The 14152-nt window shown below is 52.4% G+C and carries 15 protein-coding genes and 1 pseudogene; 10 read left to right on the plus strand and 6 right to left on the minus strand.

Going from position 1 to position 14152, the window contains the following annotated elements; all coding sequences use genetic code 11:
• Positions 1 to 46 precede the first annotated feature (46 nt).
• From FCL49_RS04625 to FCL49_RS04635, 3 genes and pseudogenes are all read left to right on the plus strand, one after another.
• A complete protein-coding gene (locus tag FCL49_RS04625) occupies positions 47 to 1168 on the plus strand; it encodes an AI-2E family transporter (protein ID WP_174352603.1) in 1122 nt (373 codons plus the stop codon).
• A gap of 147 nt (positions 1169 to 1315) precedes the next feature.
• Positions 1316 to 1774: pseudogene (locus FCL49_RS04630) on the plus strand (STM2901 family protein).
• Positions 1768 to 2097, plus strand: a complete 330-nt coding sequence (locus tag FCL49_RS04635; RefSeq protein ID WP_174352604.1) for a DUF1493 family protein — start codon at positions 1768 to 1770, stop codon at positions 2095 to 2097. Before FCL49_RS04630 ends, FCL49_RS04635 begins: the two are co-directional and overlap by 7 nt.
• Positions 2098 to 2255: 158 nt before the next feature.
• Here the strand turns inward: FCL49_RS04635 and tolA are convergent, their stop codons facing one another.
• Positions 2256 to 2699, minus strand: a complete 444-nt coding sequence (gene tolA / locus FCL49_RS04640; protein WP_174352605.1) for a cell envelope integrity protein TolA — start codon at positions 2697 to 2699, stop codon at positions 2256 to 2258.
• Positions 2700 to 2787: 88 nt separating this feature from the next.
• Positions 2788 to 4041 carry an NADP-dependent isocitrate dehydrogenase gene (gene icd / locus FCL49_RS04645; RefSeq protein WP_112348290.1) on the minus strand — a complete coding sequence of 418 codons (1254 nt, stop codon included), beginning with the start codon at positions 4039 to 4041 and terminating at the stop codon, positions 2788 to 2790.
• A 132-nt stretch (positions 4042 to 4173) separates the two neighbouring features.
• Between icd and rluE the strand changes: the two genes are divergently transcribed.
• The 5 genes from rluE to purB all read left to right on the plus strand — a co-directional run bounded on the left by rluE (position 4174) and on the right by purB (position 8502).
• Complete coding sequence (rluE, locus tag FCL49_RS04650) at positions 4174 to 4800, plus strand: 23S rRNA pseudouridine(2457) synthase RluE (protein ID WP_174352606.1); 627 nt, start codon at positions 4174 to 4176, stop codon at positions 4798 to 4800.
• A gap of 34 nt (positions 4801 to 4834) precedes the next feature.
• Positions 4835 to 5281 carry an NUDIX hydrolase gene (locus tag FCL49_RS04655; RefSeq protein ID WP_153860800.1) on the plus strand — a complete coding sequence of 149 codons (447 nt, stop codon included), beginning with the start codon at positions 4835 to 4837 and terminating at the stop codon, positions 5279 to 5281.
• A 95-nt stretch (positions 5282 to 5376) separates the two neighbouring features.
• A complete protein-coding gene (gene mnmA, locus FCL49_RS04660; protein ID WP_174352607.1) occupies positions 5377 to 6480 on the plus strand; it encodes a tRNA 2-thiouridine(34) synthase MnmA in 1104 nt (367 codons plus the stop codon).
• A 2-nt stretch (positions 6481 to 6482) separates the two neighbouring features.
• Entirely contained in the window at positions 6483 to 7109 is a 627-nt protein-coding gene (hflD, locus tag FCL49_RS04665) for a high frequency lysogenization protein HflD (RefSeq protein WP_012006445.1), read from the plus strand.
• A gap of 22 nt (positions 7110 to 7131) precedes the next feature.
• A complete protein-coding gene (gene purB / locus FCL49_RS04670) occupies positions 7132 to 8502 on the plus strand; it encodes an adenylosuccinate lyase (RefSeq protein ID WP_153860803.1) in 1371 nt (456 codons plus the stop codon).
• A 64-nt stretch (positions 8503 to 8566) separates the two neighbouring features.
• On the opposite strand, the gene FCL49_RS04675 is transcribed toward purB, so the two are convergent.
• Both FCL49_RS04675 and FCL49_RS04680 read right to left on the minus strand, forming a co-directional pair.
• A complete protein-coding gene (locus FCL49_RS04675; RefSeq protein ID WP_174352608.1) occupies positions 8567 to 9907 on the minus strand; it encodes an MFS transporter in 1341 nt (446 codons plus the stop codon).
• Positions 9908 to 10288: 381 nt separating this feature from the next.
• Positions 10289 to 10996 carry an IclR family transcriptional regulator gene (locus FCL49_RS04680; protein WP_174352609.1) on the minus strand — a complete coding sequence of 236 codons (708 nt, stop codon included), beginning with the start codon at positions 10994 to 10996 and terminating at the stop codon, positions 10289 to 10291.
• 171 nt (positions 10997 to 11167) lie between these two features.
• Here FCL49_RS04680 and FCL49_RS04685 point away from each other — a divergent pair, with 171 nt between their 5' ends.
• Both FCL49_RS04685 and FCL49_RS04690 read left to right on the plus strand, forming a co-directional pair.
• Positions 11168 to 11860 carry an RraA family protein gene (locus FCL49_RS04685; protein WP_174352610.1) on the plus strand — a complete coding sequence of 231 codons (693 nt, stop codon included), beginning with the start codon at positions 11168 to 11170 and terminating at the stop codon, positions 11858 to 11860.
• Positions 11860 to 12789, plus strand: a complete 930-nt coding sequence (locus tag FCL49_RS04690) for a hydroxyacid dehydrogenase (protein WP_174352611.1) — start codon at positions 11860 to 11862, stop codon at positions 12787 to 12789. The genes FCL49_RS04685 and FCL49_RS04690 overlap by 1 nt, the downstream gene beginning before the upstream one ends.
• A 90-nt stretch (positions 12790 to 12879) precedes the next feature.
• On the opposite strand, the gene FCL49_RS04695 is transcribed toward FCL49_RS04690, so the two are convergent.
• Complete coding sequence (locus FCL49_RS04695) at positions 12880 to 13581, minus strand: GNAT family N-acetyltransferase (RefSeq protein ID WP_174352612.1); 702 nt, start codon at positions 13579 to 13581, stop codon at positions 12880 to 12882.
• Positions 13582 to 13601: 20 nt separating this feature from the next.
• Positions 13602 to 14054: a GNAT family N-acetyltransferase gene (locus FCL49_RS04700; RefSeq protein WP_174352613.1), complete on the minus strand. Its 453-nt coding sequence runs from the start codon at positions 14052 to 14054 to the stop codon at positions 13602 to 13604.
• Positions 14055 to 14152: the final 98 nt, after the last annotated feature.

A 14152-nucleotide genomic window follows, 5' to 3' on the forward strand; every position in this document is an offset into this window, starting at 1 on the left:
TTGAATATCGGCATGGGCGGAGAAATCTATCATCAGAGGGACGGGTATGATGTCTAAGGGTATTTCAAAGGGATTCTTTATTCTGATCCTTTTCATAGTTACCGCTGCTTTTCTGGACGTATTGGGTCCCTATTATTCGTCCGTTCTGTGGGCGATCATTCTGGCGGTGATCTTCCACCCGGTGAAACAAAAACTTAAACAGTATCTGGGGGAGAGAAACGGCCTGGTGTCGCTTTTGACGGTCGCAGTAATCTGTCTGATCGTATTTACGCCCCTGGCGATTATTGCGTCTTCATTGGCGATTGAGCTTAACGTCGTCTACACCAAGTTACAGGGTAATAACGCCCAATTCCCGGCAGTTCTGGCCGATACCCTGCGGCTGCTGCCTGGCTGGGCTCGCCATTTCCTTACCGAGCATAACCTCGACAACGCGGCTGAAATACAAAAGAAACTTTCACAGGTGGCATTGCAGGGTGGGCAATATCTTGCCGGTAGCGTGTTCCTGATCGGTAAGGGCACCTTCAACTTTGCCGTTGGTTTTGGCGTAATGCTCTATCTGCTGTTCTTCCTGCTGAAGGACGGCCCTTATCTGGTTAACCTGTCGCTCGAAGCCTTACCGTTATCCGAGCACGTTAAACATCATCTGTTTGTGAAATTCGCCGCGGTTTCCCGCGCGACGGTAAAAGGCACGGTAGTGGTTGCAATAGTGCAAGGTGCACTCGGCGGCCTGGCGTTTTACATCACCGGTATCGAGGGCAGCCTGCTGTGGGCCGCATTAATGGCGTTCCTGTCCATCATCCCCGCCGTGGGTTCCGCGATTATCTGGGTACCCGCCGCCATCTATTTCTTCGCTACGGGAATGCTGTGGAAAGGCCTGTTCCTGGTGGGCTTCTTCGTGGTGATCATCGGTTTGGTCGACAATATCCTTCGCCCGCTGCTTGTGGGTAAAGATACCAAGATGCCGGATTATCTGATCCTGATTTCAACCCTGGGTGGTATGGAGATTTACGGCATTAATGGTTTCGTCATCGGCCCGCTAATTGCTGCCCTGTTCATCGCCTGCTGGAATATTCTTTCCGGCCGCGACAGTGCCGAAACCACCGATGAGATTGATGAAGATTTTATCGAGGAAGGCAAGAATCACCCTGATGCCACCAAGGCGGATTGAAACATTGCCCCTGTCGGGGTAGCTGTAAAACGGCAGTAAACAACGGGAGCCCTTCGGCTCCCGTTGTTGTTCAAATAGGACGGATACGATTGCACTTTTGACTAGTCTTGGGTTACTTTGCGTACATAGATTTGACCAGGAACGCTTATGGATACGGTTGAAGAATTGGGTGGAACCTACTTCTATGCAGGCCGAGCCAACTTGAGCGCTGGTGAATTATTTTTCATGGTGTTCTGTGAACAGGTGGCCGAACAATTAGGGATAGATGACTTTGGCGCTATTGTTGCCGTACTCTCTGGCCTCAATGTCTCCCCTACACGTAGGAAACCAGCCGGAGCTATCAGAGACACATCTTATGCCTCCCGTGGTGCACGCAAAGTATTTGGTTCGGCAAAATTTCCCTTAGGGGCAAAACTGCCAACTGTTATTGGTGGCTAGCCGCCCTCAACCATGAAACTACGTATGACAGCGAAAATAGGGTCATTCGTAGGTCGGGCCGTTCCTGTAGTTGGCTGGATTATCCTTGCAAAGGACGTAACAGAGATTTCGTTCAAGTCAGTTACCAAGTACAACAGTATTGGCAGGGGGAACGATAAGCTATGGTAGGGGATATCGAGCAACGCGTTTATGACCTGATACGTCGTCATGATGGGATTTATCTTTTTAAGAAAAAAGAGCTGACCCCTGAAACGGATTTAGACACGGATCTGAATCTGGAAGATGATGAAGCAGAGGCGTTAATGAACGCTTTCTTTAACGAATTTGATATTGATAGGAATAGTTTTTCTATCGAAACATACTATCCACCAGACCCACCGCTAAGCACTCTTTTTAACCCGTTTAAGAAAAAAGTGATTCCAATAGTTCCAGATCTCACCATCTATATGCTTATCGAATCTGCCAAAGCTGGCCGGTGGCTGTATAAATAGCCGATCTCCCTCGCGCCCTCTTTTGCCTGCCCAAGCGCGAGACCTGACCGCGGAAGAATGCCGGCTGATGGCTACAAACAACGGGAGCCCTGCGGCTCCCGTTGTTGTTCAAATGCTTAAACACAATTACATGCTTTAACGATAGTTTTGTCATTCAACTACTGAGGACGAAATTCCAGTACGGGATTTTTAAAAGCACCGTAAACCGCTTGTGACGGCGGCTTGGGGAAACGGGTATTTGTGATTGCCGTTATAGCAGCCCGGCAAAGCGCAGGATCACCACCTTCAGAGCGGACAGCCAAAAGCATCCCATCCGGGGCAAGCTTCATTCTGATAGTACATTGCTTGCCGGCATAGGCGTTGGCATCATAGAAATGGCTCTGAATCGCAGCGCGTACCTGCCTGGCATAGTTGCTAACCTCATCCCCTGCTGCAGGAGTTGCCTTGCCGTCAAGGGCAGCAAAAAGATCATCGACACCCTCCGCAGAGGGCCCAGCGTTAGCCACAGCGTTCGTCTTGGTACAGCCTGTCAGCCATAGTGAGACGACAATAAGCATTAATGCCGGCAGGTTTTTTTTAAATCCTAAATGAACCCTATTCATGATTCCCTTCTTTTAGAATAGTCACTGGAAAGAACAATAAAAAACGGGAACCATCAGGCTCCCGTTATCATTTAACTCTAAAACACCATTACATGTGTTTAACGATAGCGTCGCCAAACTCTGAACATTTCAGCAGCTTAGCGCCTTCCATCAGGCGTTCGAAGTCATAGGTCACGGTCTTGGCAGCGATTGCGCCTTCCATGCCTTTAACAATCAGGTCAGCCGCTTCGAACCAGCCCATGTGACGCAGCATCATTTCTGCAGACAGGATGATGGAACCTGGGTTCACTTTATCCTGACCGGCATACTTAGGTGCGGTGCCGTGGGTCGCTTCGAACAGTGCGCAATCGGAACCGATGTTGGCGCCAGGTGCGATACCGATACCGCCAACCTGTGCAGCCAGGGCGTCGGAGATGTAGTCACCGTTCAGGTTCATACAGGCGATCACGTCGTATTCAGCCGGACGCAGCAGGATTTGCTGCAGGAAGGCATCGGCGATCACGTCTTTAACCACGATCTCTTTACCGGTGTTCGGGTTCTTGATTTTCAGCCATGGGCCGCCGTCGATCAGCTCACCGCCGAACTCTTCACGCGCCAGTTCGTAGCCCCAATCCTTGAAGGCACCTTCGGTGAACTTCATGATGTTGCCTTTGTGAACCAGGGTCACAGAGTCACGGTCGTTGGTGATAGCGTATTCGATCGCTGCACGAACCAGACGTTTGGTCCCTTCTTCAGAGCATGGCTTCACACCGATACCGCATTGCTCTGGGAAGCGGATTTTCTTCACGCCCATTTCGTCGCGCAGGAATTTGATCACTTTGTCTGCTTCGGCAGAACCGGCTTTCCATTCGATACCCGCATAGATGTCTTCGGCGTTTTCGCGGAAGATCACCATGTCGGTCAGTTCTGGGTGTTTAACCGGGCTTGGGGTGCCCTGGTAGTAACGCACCGGACGCAGACACACGTAGAGGTCCAGTTGCTGGCGCAGGGCCACGTTCAGGGAGCGAATACCGCCACCGACTGGGGTAGTCAGCGGGCCTTTAATGGCAACGCGATAGTCACGGATCAGATCCAGGGTTTCTTCCGGCAGCCACACGTCTTTCCCGTAAACGTGAGTGGATTTTTCGCCGGTGTAGATTTCCATCCAGGAGATTTTACGTTCGCCGTGGTAGGCTTTTTTTACTGCTGCATCAACCACGTGAATCATAGCAGGGGTAACGTCGACGCCAATACCGTCGCCTTCGATAAACGGAATGATCGGGTTATTCGGAACAACCAGTTTACCCTGGGCATCGACCGTAATCTTTTTACCTTCTGCCGGAACAACTACTTTGCTTTCCATCAACCTCTCCTTCAAGCGCAATTTTTGTTAATGCTTTGTAAGATGCGTGTAGATACTACTGGAATTTTCTGTCCGCGCCAATCCGAAACGGATTCGGTTATAATGCGCCTATCATCCGTAATCTCAACTGTTATGAAAAAATTCCCTGTTAGAAATCACAAAGTTAAACGATTCAGCTCGCCTGCCTCCGCCAAACCCGCTATCGCACAGGGGCCGCGTCGCGTGGTGTTATTCAACAAGCCCTTCGATGTGCTGCCGCAATTTACCGATGAGGCCGGCCGTACCACGCTGAAAGAATTCATTCCGTTTCCTGATGTTTACGCCGCCGGGCGACTGGATCGCGACAGCGAAGGATTATTGGTGTTAACCAATGACGGCAAGCTGCAGGCACAGCTCACGCAGCCGGGCAAACGCACCGGCAAAGTCTATTACGTGCAGGTAGAAGGCGCACCGCAGGACGGCGATTTAGTCTCTTTACGCAACGGCGTCACGCTCAAGGATGGTCCGACACTGCCGGCCGGCGTGGAGTTGGTCGCCGAACCGCAGTGGCTGTGGCCGCGCAATCCGCCAATCCGCGAACGCAAGTCAATCCCCACGGCCTGGCTGAAAGTCACCCTGTATGAAGGAAGAAACCGCCAGGTACGTCGCATGACTGCACATATCGGCTTCCCTACCCTGCGACTGATTCGCTACAGTATGGGTAATATTTCATTGGGAGAACTGCAACCCGGTGAATGGAAATGCCTTGATTCGCTTTAATCCGCCCGTCAATCCGTCGCTGTAAGGGGCCGCCATGTTTAAACCGCACGTTACCGTTGCCTGCGTGGTTCACGCCGCCGGCAAGTTTTTAATCGTCGAAGAGACCATTAACAGCAAGGCACTCTGGAACCAGCCGGCCGGCCACCTCGAGGCCGATGAAACGCTGGTACAGGCTGCCGAACGCGAGCTGTGGGAAGAAACCGGCATTCGCGCCACGCCGCAGTCGTTCCTCAAGCTGCACCAGTGGATCGCACCGGACAACACGCCGTTTCTGCGCTTTTGCTTTGTCATTGAGCTGGAACAGCAATTGCCGACCGAGCCGCACGACAGTGACATCGACCGTTGTTTGTGGCTGAGCGCCGAAGAGATTTTGCAGGCGCCTAACCTGCGCTCCGCTCTGGTCGCCGAAAGCATTCGTTGTTACCAGCAGCCGGAACGCTACCCGCTGTCGCTGGTCAGCAGCTATAACTGGCCGTTCTGAGATGAATAAGTGCCGTGCGCCGACGAGGGCAACGTGGTAAAATCCTGCGCTTGTTTTTTATCAGCACGGTTAGTGTTCAAGTTCGCGAGATCCCCATGTCAGACAACAGCCAGAAAAAAGTAATCGTCGGTATGTCCGGCGGCGTCGACTCTTCCGTTACTGCCTATCTGTTACAGCAACAGGGCTATCAGGTCGCTGGGCTGTTTATGAAGAACTGGGAAGAAGACGATGATGAAGAGTACTGCTCCGCAGCGACCGATTTGGCCGATGCACAAGCGGTATGCGACAAACTCGGCATCGAACTGCACACGGTGAATTTCGCGGCAGAGTACTGGGACAACGTGTTTGAACTGTTCCTGGAAGAATACAAGGCCGGCCGCACGCCAAACCCGGACATCCTGTGCAATAAAGAAATCAAATTCAAAGCCTTCCTGGAATTCGCCGCAGAAGATCTGGGGGCGGATTTTATCGCCACCGGCCACTACGTGCGTCGCCAGGACGTTGACGGCAAAAGCCGTCTGCTGCGCGGTGTCGACGGCAACAAAGACCAGAGCTATTTCCTCTACACCCTGAGCCACGAGCAGGTCGCACAAAGCCTGTTCCCGGTCGGTGAGCTGGAAAAACCAGAGGTGCGCCGCATCGCTGAACAGCTTGACCTGGTGACCGCCAAGAAAAAAGACTCCACCGGTATCTGCTTTATCGGCGAACGCAAATTCCGCGACTTCCTCGGCCGTTATCTGCCTGCACAGCCAGGCCCGATTGTTAGCGTCGACGGCCAGACCGTCGGTGAACACCAGGGCCTGATGTACCACACTCTGGGCCAGCGCAAAGGGCTGGGCATCGGCGGCATGAAAGACAGCAGCGAAGATCCATGGTACGTGGTGGACAAAGACGTCGCCAACAACGTGCTGGTGGTCGCGCAGGGGCATGAACATCCGCGCCTGATGTCGGTCGGGCTGATCGCGCAGCAATTGCATTGGGTCGATCGCCTGCCGCTGAGTGGGCCGTTCCGCTGTACGGTGAAAACCCGTTATCGCCAGCAGGATATTCCCTGCACCGTCACCCCGCTTGACGAACAACGCATTGAAGTGCGTTTCGACGAGCCGGTCGCCGCCGTTACCCCAGGTCAGTCAGCCGTGTTCTATCAGGATGAAATCTGCCTCGGCGGCGGCATTATCGAACAGCGTTTACAGGAGTAATCGTGGCGAAGAACTATTATGACATTACGCTGGCGATGGCCGGGATCAGCCAGACTGCGCGTCTGGTCCAGCAGTTGGCGCACGAAGGCCAATGCGATCGCGAAGCCTTTCATACCTCGCTAAGCAGCCTGCTGCAGATGGATCCCCCTTCCACGCTGGCGGTGTTCGGCGGTGAAGAACGCAATTTGAAAATGGGCCTTGAGACGCTGATGGGCGTGCTCAATGCCAACAATAAAGGCCTGGCCGCCGAGCTGACCCGCTACACCATCAGCCTGATGGTGCTGGAGCGTAAACTCAACGCCAACAAACAGGCAATGAACCAGCTTGGCGAACGTCTCGGCCAGCTTGAACGCCAATTGGCGCATTTTGATCTGGAATCAGACACCATTATCAGCGCGCTGGCCGGCATCTATGTCGACGTCGTCAGCCCGCTCGGGCCGCGCATTCAGGTGACAGGTTCACCGGCTATCCTGCAAAACCCGCAGGTGCAGGCCAAGGTTCGCGCCGCACTGCTGGCGGGCATCCGTGCCGCCGTGCTGTGGCAACAGGTTGGCGGTAGCCGCCTGCAGTTAATGTTTTCCCGTAATCGTCTGTTTAAACAGGCGCAAAATATCGTTGCTCATTGTTAATAGATCCCAGGAGTTGCTACCGATGGAATTATCCTCACTGACCGCCGTTTCCCCCGTTGATGGACGCTACGGTGATAAAGTCAGCGCACTGCGCACCATTTTCAGCGAGTACGGTCTGCTGAAATTCCGTGTGCAGGTTGAAGTACGTTGGCTGCAAAAACTGGCCGCCTGCGCAGAAATCAGGGAAGTTCCGGCTTTTGACGCCGACGCAAACGCTTTCCTCGATAAGATCGTCGCAGAGTTCAGTGAAGAAGACGCGCAACGCATCAAGACTATCGAACGCACCACCAACCACGATGTGAAAGCGGTTGAGTATTTCCTGAAGGAAAAAGTGGAAGCGGTCCCTGCCCTGCAGGCGGTATCCGAGTTTATCCACTTTGCCTGTACCTCCGAAGACATCAACAACCTGTCGCACGCGCTGATGCTGCAAACGGCACGTCAGGATGTGGTGCTGCCGTACTGGCGTAAAATCATCGATTCGATCAAGGGCCTGGCGCTGGAATACCGCGATATTCCGCTGCTGTCTCGTACCCATGGCCAACCGGCCACCCCGTCCACCGTCGGTAAAGAATTCGCCAACGTCGCCTACCGCATGGAGCGTCAGTTCCGTCAGCTTGAGCGCGTGGAAATCATGGGTAAAATCAACGGCGCGGTTGGCAACTACAACGCCCACATCGTCGCTTACCCTGAAGTGGACTGGCATGTGTTCAGCGAAGAGTTTGTTACCTCGCTGGGCATTATCTGGAACCCGTACACCACTCAGATCGAGCCGCACGACTATATCGCCGAGCTGTTTGACTGCGTAGCGCGTTTCAACACCATCCTGATCGACTTCGACCGTGATATCTGGGGCTACATCGCCCTGAATCACTTCAAGCAGAAAACCATCGCCGGTGAAATCGGTTCTTCTACCATGCCGCACAAGGTTAACCCAATCGACTTCGAAAACTCCGAAGGCAACCTGGGCCTGTCAAACGCGGTACTGGGCCATCTGGCCAGCAAACTGCCGGTGTCCCGCTGGCAGCGCGACCTGACCGACTCCACCGTGCTGCGTAACCTGGGCGTCGGCCTGGGTTATGCGTTGATCGCCTACCAGGCGACCATGAAAGGCATCAGCAAGCTGGAAGTGAACCAGGCGCACCTGCTGGACGAACTGGATCACAACTGGGAAGTGTTGGCCGAGCCGATCCAGACCGTCATGCGCCGTTACGGTATCGAAAAGCCGTACGAGAAGCTGAAAGAGCTGACTCGCGGCAAGCGTGTCGATGCTGCCGGTATGCAGACGTTTATCGATAGCCTGGCGCTGCCGGAAGAAGAGAAAACGCGTCTGAAAGCCATGACCCCGGCTAATTACATTGGCCGCGCAGCGACCATGGTCGATGAACTGAAGTAATCGCCCTACGGTGAAATTGCGAACGCGGTATTAACTTCCAGGGGCTGAAATGCCCCTGGATGTTTCATTTGCTGACAGGCGATATTCTGGGTTCAGCCTCAATCTTTTGTGACTGTTTTCTCCCCATCAAGGCAACCGCAATGCCACTTACGGCACAAAGGGCGGCCAAAGGTAGCATCGCCAATGTGTGGCTACCGGTTTTTTGATCGATAATCCCATACACATTCACCATTATTCCCCCGCCAATCAGGTTGGACATCGCCCCAATCGCGGCCAGGCCCGCCGCCGCAGTAGAAGAGGATAACCAGCCGGACGCCAATGCCCAGAATGGTCCTTTCATTGAATAGGCACCGACCAGCATCATCGACAGTATTATTACGCTGCCCGTCAGAGAACCAGTGATAAAGGCTGCCGCTACCCCACCGGCAATCAGAAACAATGCCATCGCCGTATGCCAACGACGTTCACCGGTTCTGTCTGAACTACGTCCCCAAACAATCATTAACACCGAAGCCAGCCCATAAGGGATAGCGTTGACCAACCCGATAGTAAAATTATCCAGCCCAAAGGATTTCAACAACTGGGGTGACCAGACGCTGAGGGTTGAACCTGCCGCCGAAGCGCCAGAACAAATCAATGCCATAACCCAGATATGTTTGTGACGTAAAAGCTGCCAAAGCGAGATGTGACCGATATTTCTACGGCTTTTATTTTCACTGGCGAGCGTATTGGTGAGCCAGGTTCTCTGTGGTTCGGTCAGCCAGGTAGCGTCTTTGGGGTGATTGCTCAGTAGAAAGAATGCGGCAATACCCAGTAATACGGCAGGAATACCTTCGAGTATGAACAACCAGTGCCAGCCGCGTAAGCCTAACCAACCATCCATTGACAGGATCGCGCCGGAAATCGGTGAACCGATAAAGTTAGCCGCAGGAATGGCCACCATAAAGGTCGCTATTATACGTGCACGGTATTTCCCAGGGATCCAGTAGGTCAGATAGAGGATCACGCCCGGAAAAAAACCCGCCTCTGCCGAACCAAGTAAAAAACGCAATAAATACAGCATTTTCTCGCTGCTCACGAAAGCCGTGCAAAGTGAGATAATTCCCCAGCTTATCATGATGCGTGCAATCCAAATCTTGGCGCCCACTTTTTGCATAATCAGATTACTGGGCACTTCAAACAGAAAATAACCGACAAAAAATAGACTGCTGGCGAAGCCAAATACGGCTTTTGTCAGGCCCAAATCCTGATTCATCTGTAGTGCCGCCATCCCGATATTACCGCGATCGATAATGGCAATCAGGTAACTGACGATTAAAAAAGGCAATATCCGCCAGGCCACCCGTTTGACGGTTTGCTGCTCAATATCAGAAAGGGTTGCAGCATTTTGCATATTTTCAGTCATGTTTTCCTCACCGGATGTTCATCGTTTTATCGTTAACCGGTAGATTTTGTTTTACCCTGTAAAATCACCGTGTGCAATGTACAATTAGTATCCATGCAAATGTGCACTTAGCGAGCGCCAATGTTATGACATTGTGTAATCTGTCACAAAAAACGAACAAATGGGGTCGAATTGCGTGATATCCGTTGGATGAATACATTCCAATTCTCGCGCTCACAGGACGTCACTGCGTTATGGCTGGTTTGAGATCGGCATGCTGTTAGATCGCGGTAAAGAGGCAGGATGCCAATCCCGTTCTGGGATTTGGCATCGTCGCATTGGAAGTGTTTTTACAGGATACTTCGATAAAGCCTAGGGAGGATTAGCACAACTAACTGAAATTCAGGCAAAAAACCTTTCGCAAATACTTCTGCGCGCACCGAGATTTATTGACAATTTTAACGCAGTTTCCTTCATTATCTTGCCAATATCCTCTTCTTTACGTGCAAGCGTCAGACGTGATGAGGGCCCGGTCAAGGCTAATGCGGCCACCAGTTTTTCATTTTCGGCAAATACTGGCAGGCAGAATGCGGCGGTATGCGGATCTCGCACGCCTGACGTGTATAGCGGTAAATCCTCGGCGGCATTGACCAGGGGTTCATTCATCCCCCAATGACGCAAAACCTGACCAATAGCGGAGTTATCCAATGGCAAATAGCTGCCTGGAAGGCGGGTTTCACGCAACCCCTCGGAAGACTCGGCACGAAACAGGCATAGCCGCTGGCCGTTTTCAATCACATACCAGGACGCACTTTCTTGCGTAGCCACTGCAAGGGCATGCAGTTCAGGCTGAACAATGCTCGAGAGATGAAAAGACTGTTCATACAATTTGCCAAGATAGAGCAAACGAGAGCCAAGGGTGTAGTTACCATTCTCGAGGCGTACCACATAATTCATGCGCACAAGTGAATTCATCAGGCGATAAACCGTGGTTTTATGGTAGCCAGACAATTGGGAAAGTGTGGTCAGTGACAGTGATTCTTCCCCAGGTTTGAAGCAATCCAATAGCGCTAAGGCCTTTTCTACGGCGATGACACCCTCGTTTCCCATCTTGTTCTCTCCATGTGTATACCGGGGCAGAGTTTACCCTACAAATTGTGATTCACATCTTGTTTACATAAAAAAGAAATATTAACACTGGCTACAAGCAAATTAACGCCGATATATTTGTTTTATCAAATGCAACAAGATTGTACCTGATAAAACAACCGAGGAATACTTATGTCTGTCTATGGCACCCCAATGATCAATCACACTTTCACCCGAGTCCCGGCAGAACAGGTCCGGCAGGCAGCAGAATATCAGGCGGCGATTCTGGCTGATGTCGCCGGAAGACGCGGGACGATGCACGGGCGCATTAAACCGATATCATCACAAATGAAAGTCGCAGGTCCGGCCGTGACGGTGGAGGTGCGCCCTGGTGATAACCTTGCCATCCATGCCGCCCTGGCGATTGCCCAACCAGGTGATGTCATTGTGGTGGATGGTAAGGGTGATCTAAGCGCCGCGCTGATTGGTGAAATCATGTCAACTCAGGCAGCCGCTTCAGGTATTGCAGGGATCATTATTGACGGTGCTGTGCGCGATGCAGATGCGCTTAGCCGTGGCCATTTCCCGGTATTTGCTGCCGGCCTGAACCCAGCAGGCCCAACCAAAGCGATCGCTGGCAGAGTGAATCATCCGGTTTCTGTCGCAGGCGTGGCGATCAATCCAGGCGATCTGATCATTGGGGATATGGATGGCATAGTGGTGCTACCGCGTGAAGAAGTAGCGGCATTATTAGAGTTGGCACAACAGAAGCTTGACGGAGAAAACCGTCGTATTGTTGCAATTAAAGAGGGGGATGTACGTGCCCCCTGGCTGGAAAAATCGCTACGGGCGGTAGGTATGCTGAACCCCGAGGAGAGTCTGTGATGAAAAATTCCCCCTGCATTCTGGTAACGGGTAGCGATCTGGCTAGTGAAGCACTGGTGATGTTAGCCGATTACCAGATTGTCTTTGCCGGCAGCGCACCAACGGAAGAGGTACTTATCGCTCTGTGCGAAAAGCATCAGCCCCTGGCCATTATCGTGCGTTACGGCAAAATCAGTGCCCGCATTATGGATGCATCTCCGGCACTGCGGGTGATATCGAAACATGGCAGCGGTATTGACGTCATAGATCAGGCCGCCGCTGCGGAACGTCAGATTCGTGTCTGCTCTGCACCTGGAGCCAATGCCGCAGCCGTGGCTGAACATACCTGGGCAATGATTCTGGCCTGCGCCAAATCCGTGCGACTTCTTGACCATCGCCTGAAACAAGGTCACTGGGACAAGGCCACGCATAAGTCTGTTGAACTGGAAGGACGCATCCTGGGGCTTATCGGGCTTGGTGCCATTGGCCAACGGGTCGCCGCCATTGGTCGTGCGATAGGGATGCAGGTTATTGCGTATGATCCCTGGGCAAAAACCTTCCCGGAAGAGTGTAAGTCCGTCGGCTTCAACCAGTTGCTGCAGTGCGCCGACGTCATTTCGCTGCATTGCCCGTTAACCGATCAGAACCGGCAGATGATCAACCATAAGGCACTGTCGCTTTGTAAGCCCGGCACCATTCTGGTGAACACCGCACGAGGCGGCCTGATTGATGAAAATGCGTTAGTCCAGGCACTGCAGGATGGCACTATCAGCAGTGCCGCACTGGACAGTTTTACTACCGAACCTCTGACTGCCCCCCATCGTTGGCAGCAAATGGACAATGTCCTTGTTTCGCCGCATATCGCCGGTGTCAGTGACGCCTCCTATATAAAAATGGCTACTGTAGCAGCGAAAAATGTGCTCGACGTAATAAGTGAGACAACGAATTGATACGCTAAAAAGCCATAAAAAAGCCGCAACCTTACCGATTGCGGCTTGCTCAAAAACTTAACTGACAAACATTAGACCTGTTGCCTGCTTTTATCCCATTAAATCCTGCAGCCGTTTTTTCTGCTGCCCTTGTTGGTCAAAGTTGTCGACGTTCAGCCATTGCTCAAACCCGGCCCTGATTGTCGGCCAGCGGTCGGCGGTAATGGCAAACCAGTCGGTATCACGACTGCGGCACTTGGTGATCAGCGCATATCTGAAAGTGCCCTCATGCTTGAAGCCGAATCTCGCCGCCGCCTGTTTGGATGGTGCGTTATGGCTGTCGCACTTCCATTCACAGCGGCGATACCCCAAGTCCTCAAACAGGTGCCGCAACATCAGATAAATCGCTTCGGTGGCGCTCGAGCGCTGCTTCATCGCGGGTGACCAACTGACATGGCCAATCTCCGCCACGCCATTGCTTTCGTCGATACGCATGTAGGCAACCGTCCCGACCGGACTCTGGCTTGCGCGGTCAAACACCGTCAGGTTCACCAACGTGGGGTTCGCCTGCAAGGTTGTCAGATGCTGCAGCATGGCAGCAAGGCTTTCCGGCCGTTCTATCGATAAATAGGTCCAGTCGCGGCCATCGGGTGCCTGCTGGAAAGCCCTGAACAACGCGGCATGGTCGCGCTGTGGCTCAAGCGATTCCAGATGGCAAAAATTCCCGTTCAGGGTTTCACCGCAGGGCCGCTTCGCCGCCTGCCAATCGGCTAATGGCTCCCCCACCGGCTGGCCGAATTGATTGATCACCATAAAGCCTCCGCAGCCTGAAGTTAACGTTCGTAAATAATAAACGAAGTTCTTTTACCTATTTTATCGTACAGCGAACGGGCGGGCGCATTATATTCCTGCGTCGCCCAATAAACCCGGTCACAGCCCTTTTCATCCGCTACCCGATAGGCCTGCTCAAATAATTTTTCAGATACTTTCTTGCCGCGTGCCAGCGGTGAAACATAGAGATCTTCAATATAGCAATAACCGACGGTGCTCCAGGTTGAAGGGTGGAATATCAGATTCATCAATCCCAACAGCTTGCCGTCTTTATCTTCCGCCACCAGGCCATAAACCTGTGACTCTTCACATAAACGTTCGAAGGTATGATGGGTAACCTGCTCTGAAATATCTGCCCGATAAAAATGAAGATATCCCTGCCAAAGATCCAACCATTGTGATTTATCATCGTTTTTTATTCTGCGTACTACTACTTCACTGTTTACTGGATGCATGGTGCCTCACGGGTTTTTCTAAGAAAAAGTAACGTAATACCAACAGGATACACCGGTCAACGCAGCCTGAACACAGACCAATTAATAACAACGAGCAG

This window comes from Serratia proteamaculans (assembly GCF_013337185.1).
Lineage (GTDB): Bacteria > Pseudomonadota > Gammaproteobacteria > Enterobacterales > Enterobacteriaceae > Serratia > Serratia proteamaculans_D.

What these genes read in the sequence shown, in the direction of transcription:
- FCL49_RS04625 (WP_174352603.1), top strand. Translation starts at nt 47, where the DNA reads ATGATGTCTAAGGGTATTTCAAAGGGATTCTTTATTCTGATCCTTTTC.
- FCL49_RS04635 (WP_174352604.1), top strand. Translation starts at nt 1,768, where the DNA reads ATGGTAGGGGATATCGAGCAACGCGTTTATGACCTGATACGTCGTCAT.
- tolA (WP_174352605.1), bottom strand. Translation starts at nt 2,699, where the DNA reads ATGAATAGGGTTCATTTAGGATTTAAAAAAAACCTGCCGGCATTAATG.
- icd (WP_112348290.1), bottom strand. Translation starts at nt 4,041, where the DNA reads ATGGAAAGCAAAGTAGTTGTTCCGGCAGAAGGTAAAAAGATTACGGTC.
- rluE (WP_174352606.1), top strand. Translation starts at nt 4,174, where the DNA reads ATGAAAAAATTCCCTGTTAGAAATCACAAAGTTAAACGATTCAGCTCG.
- FCL49_RS04655 (WP_153860800.1), top strand. Translation starts at nt 4,835, where the DNA reads ATGTTTAAACCGCACGTTACCGTTGCCTGCGTGGTTCACGCCGCCGGC.
- mnmA (WP_174352607.1), top strand. Translation starts at nt 5,377, where the DNA reads ATGTCAGACAACAGCCAGAAAAAAGTAATCGTCGGTATGTCCGGCGGC.
- purB (WP_153860803.1), top strand. Translation starts at nt 7,132, where the DNA reads ATGGAATTATCCTCACTGACCGCCGTTTCCCCCGTTGATGGACGCTAC.
- FCL49_RS04675 (WP_174352608.1), bottom strand. Translation starts at nt 9,907, where the DNA reads ATGACTGAAAATATGCAAAATGCTGCAACCCTTTCTGATATTGAGCAG.
- FCL49_RS04680 (WP_174352609.1), bottom strand. Translation starts at nt 10,996, where the DNA reads ATGGGAAACGAGGGTGTCATCGCCGTAGAAAAGGCCTTAGCGCTATTG.
- FCL49_RS04685 (WP_174352610.1), top strand. Translation starts at nt 11,168, where the DNA reads ATGTCTGTCTATGGCACCCCAATGATCAATCACACTTTCACCCGAGTC.
- FCL49_RS04690 (WP_174352611.1), top strand. Translation starts at nt 11,860, where the DNA reads ATGAAAAATTCCCCCTGCATTCTGGTAACGGGTAGCGATCTGGCTAGT.
- FCL49_RS04695 (WP_174352612.1), bottom strand. Translation starts at nt 13,581, where the DNA reads ATGGTGATCAATCAATTCGGCCAGCCGGTGGGGGAGCCATTAGCCGAT.
- FCL49_RS04700 (WP_174352613.1), bottom strand. Translation starts at nt 14,054, where the DNA reads ATGCATCCAGTAAACAGTGAAGTAGTAGTACGCAGAATAAAAAACGAT.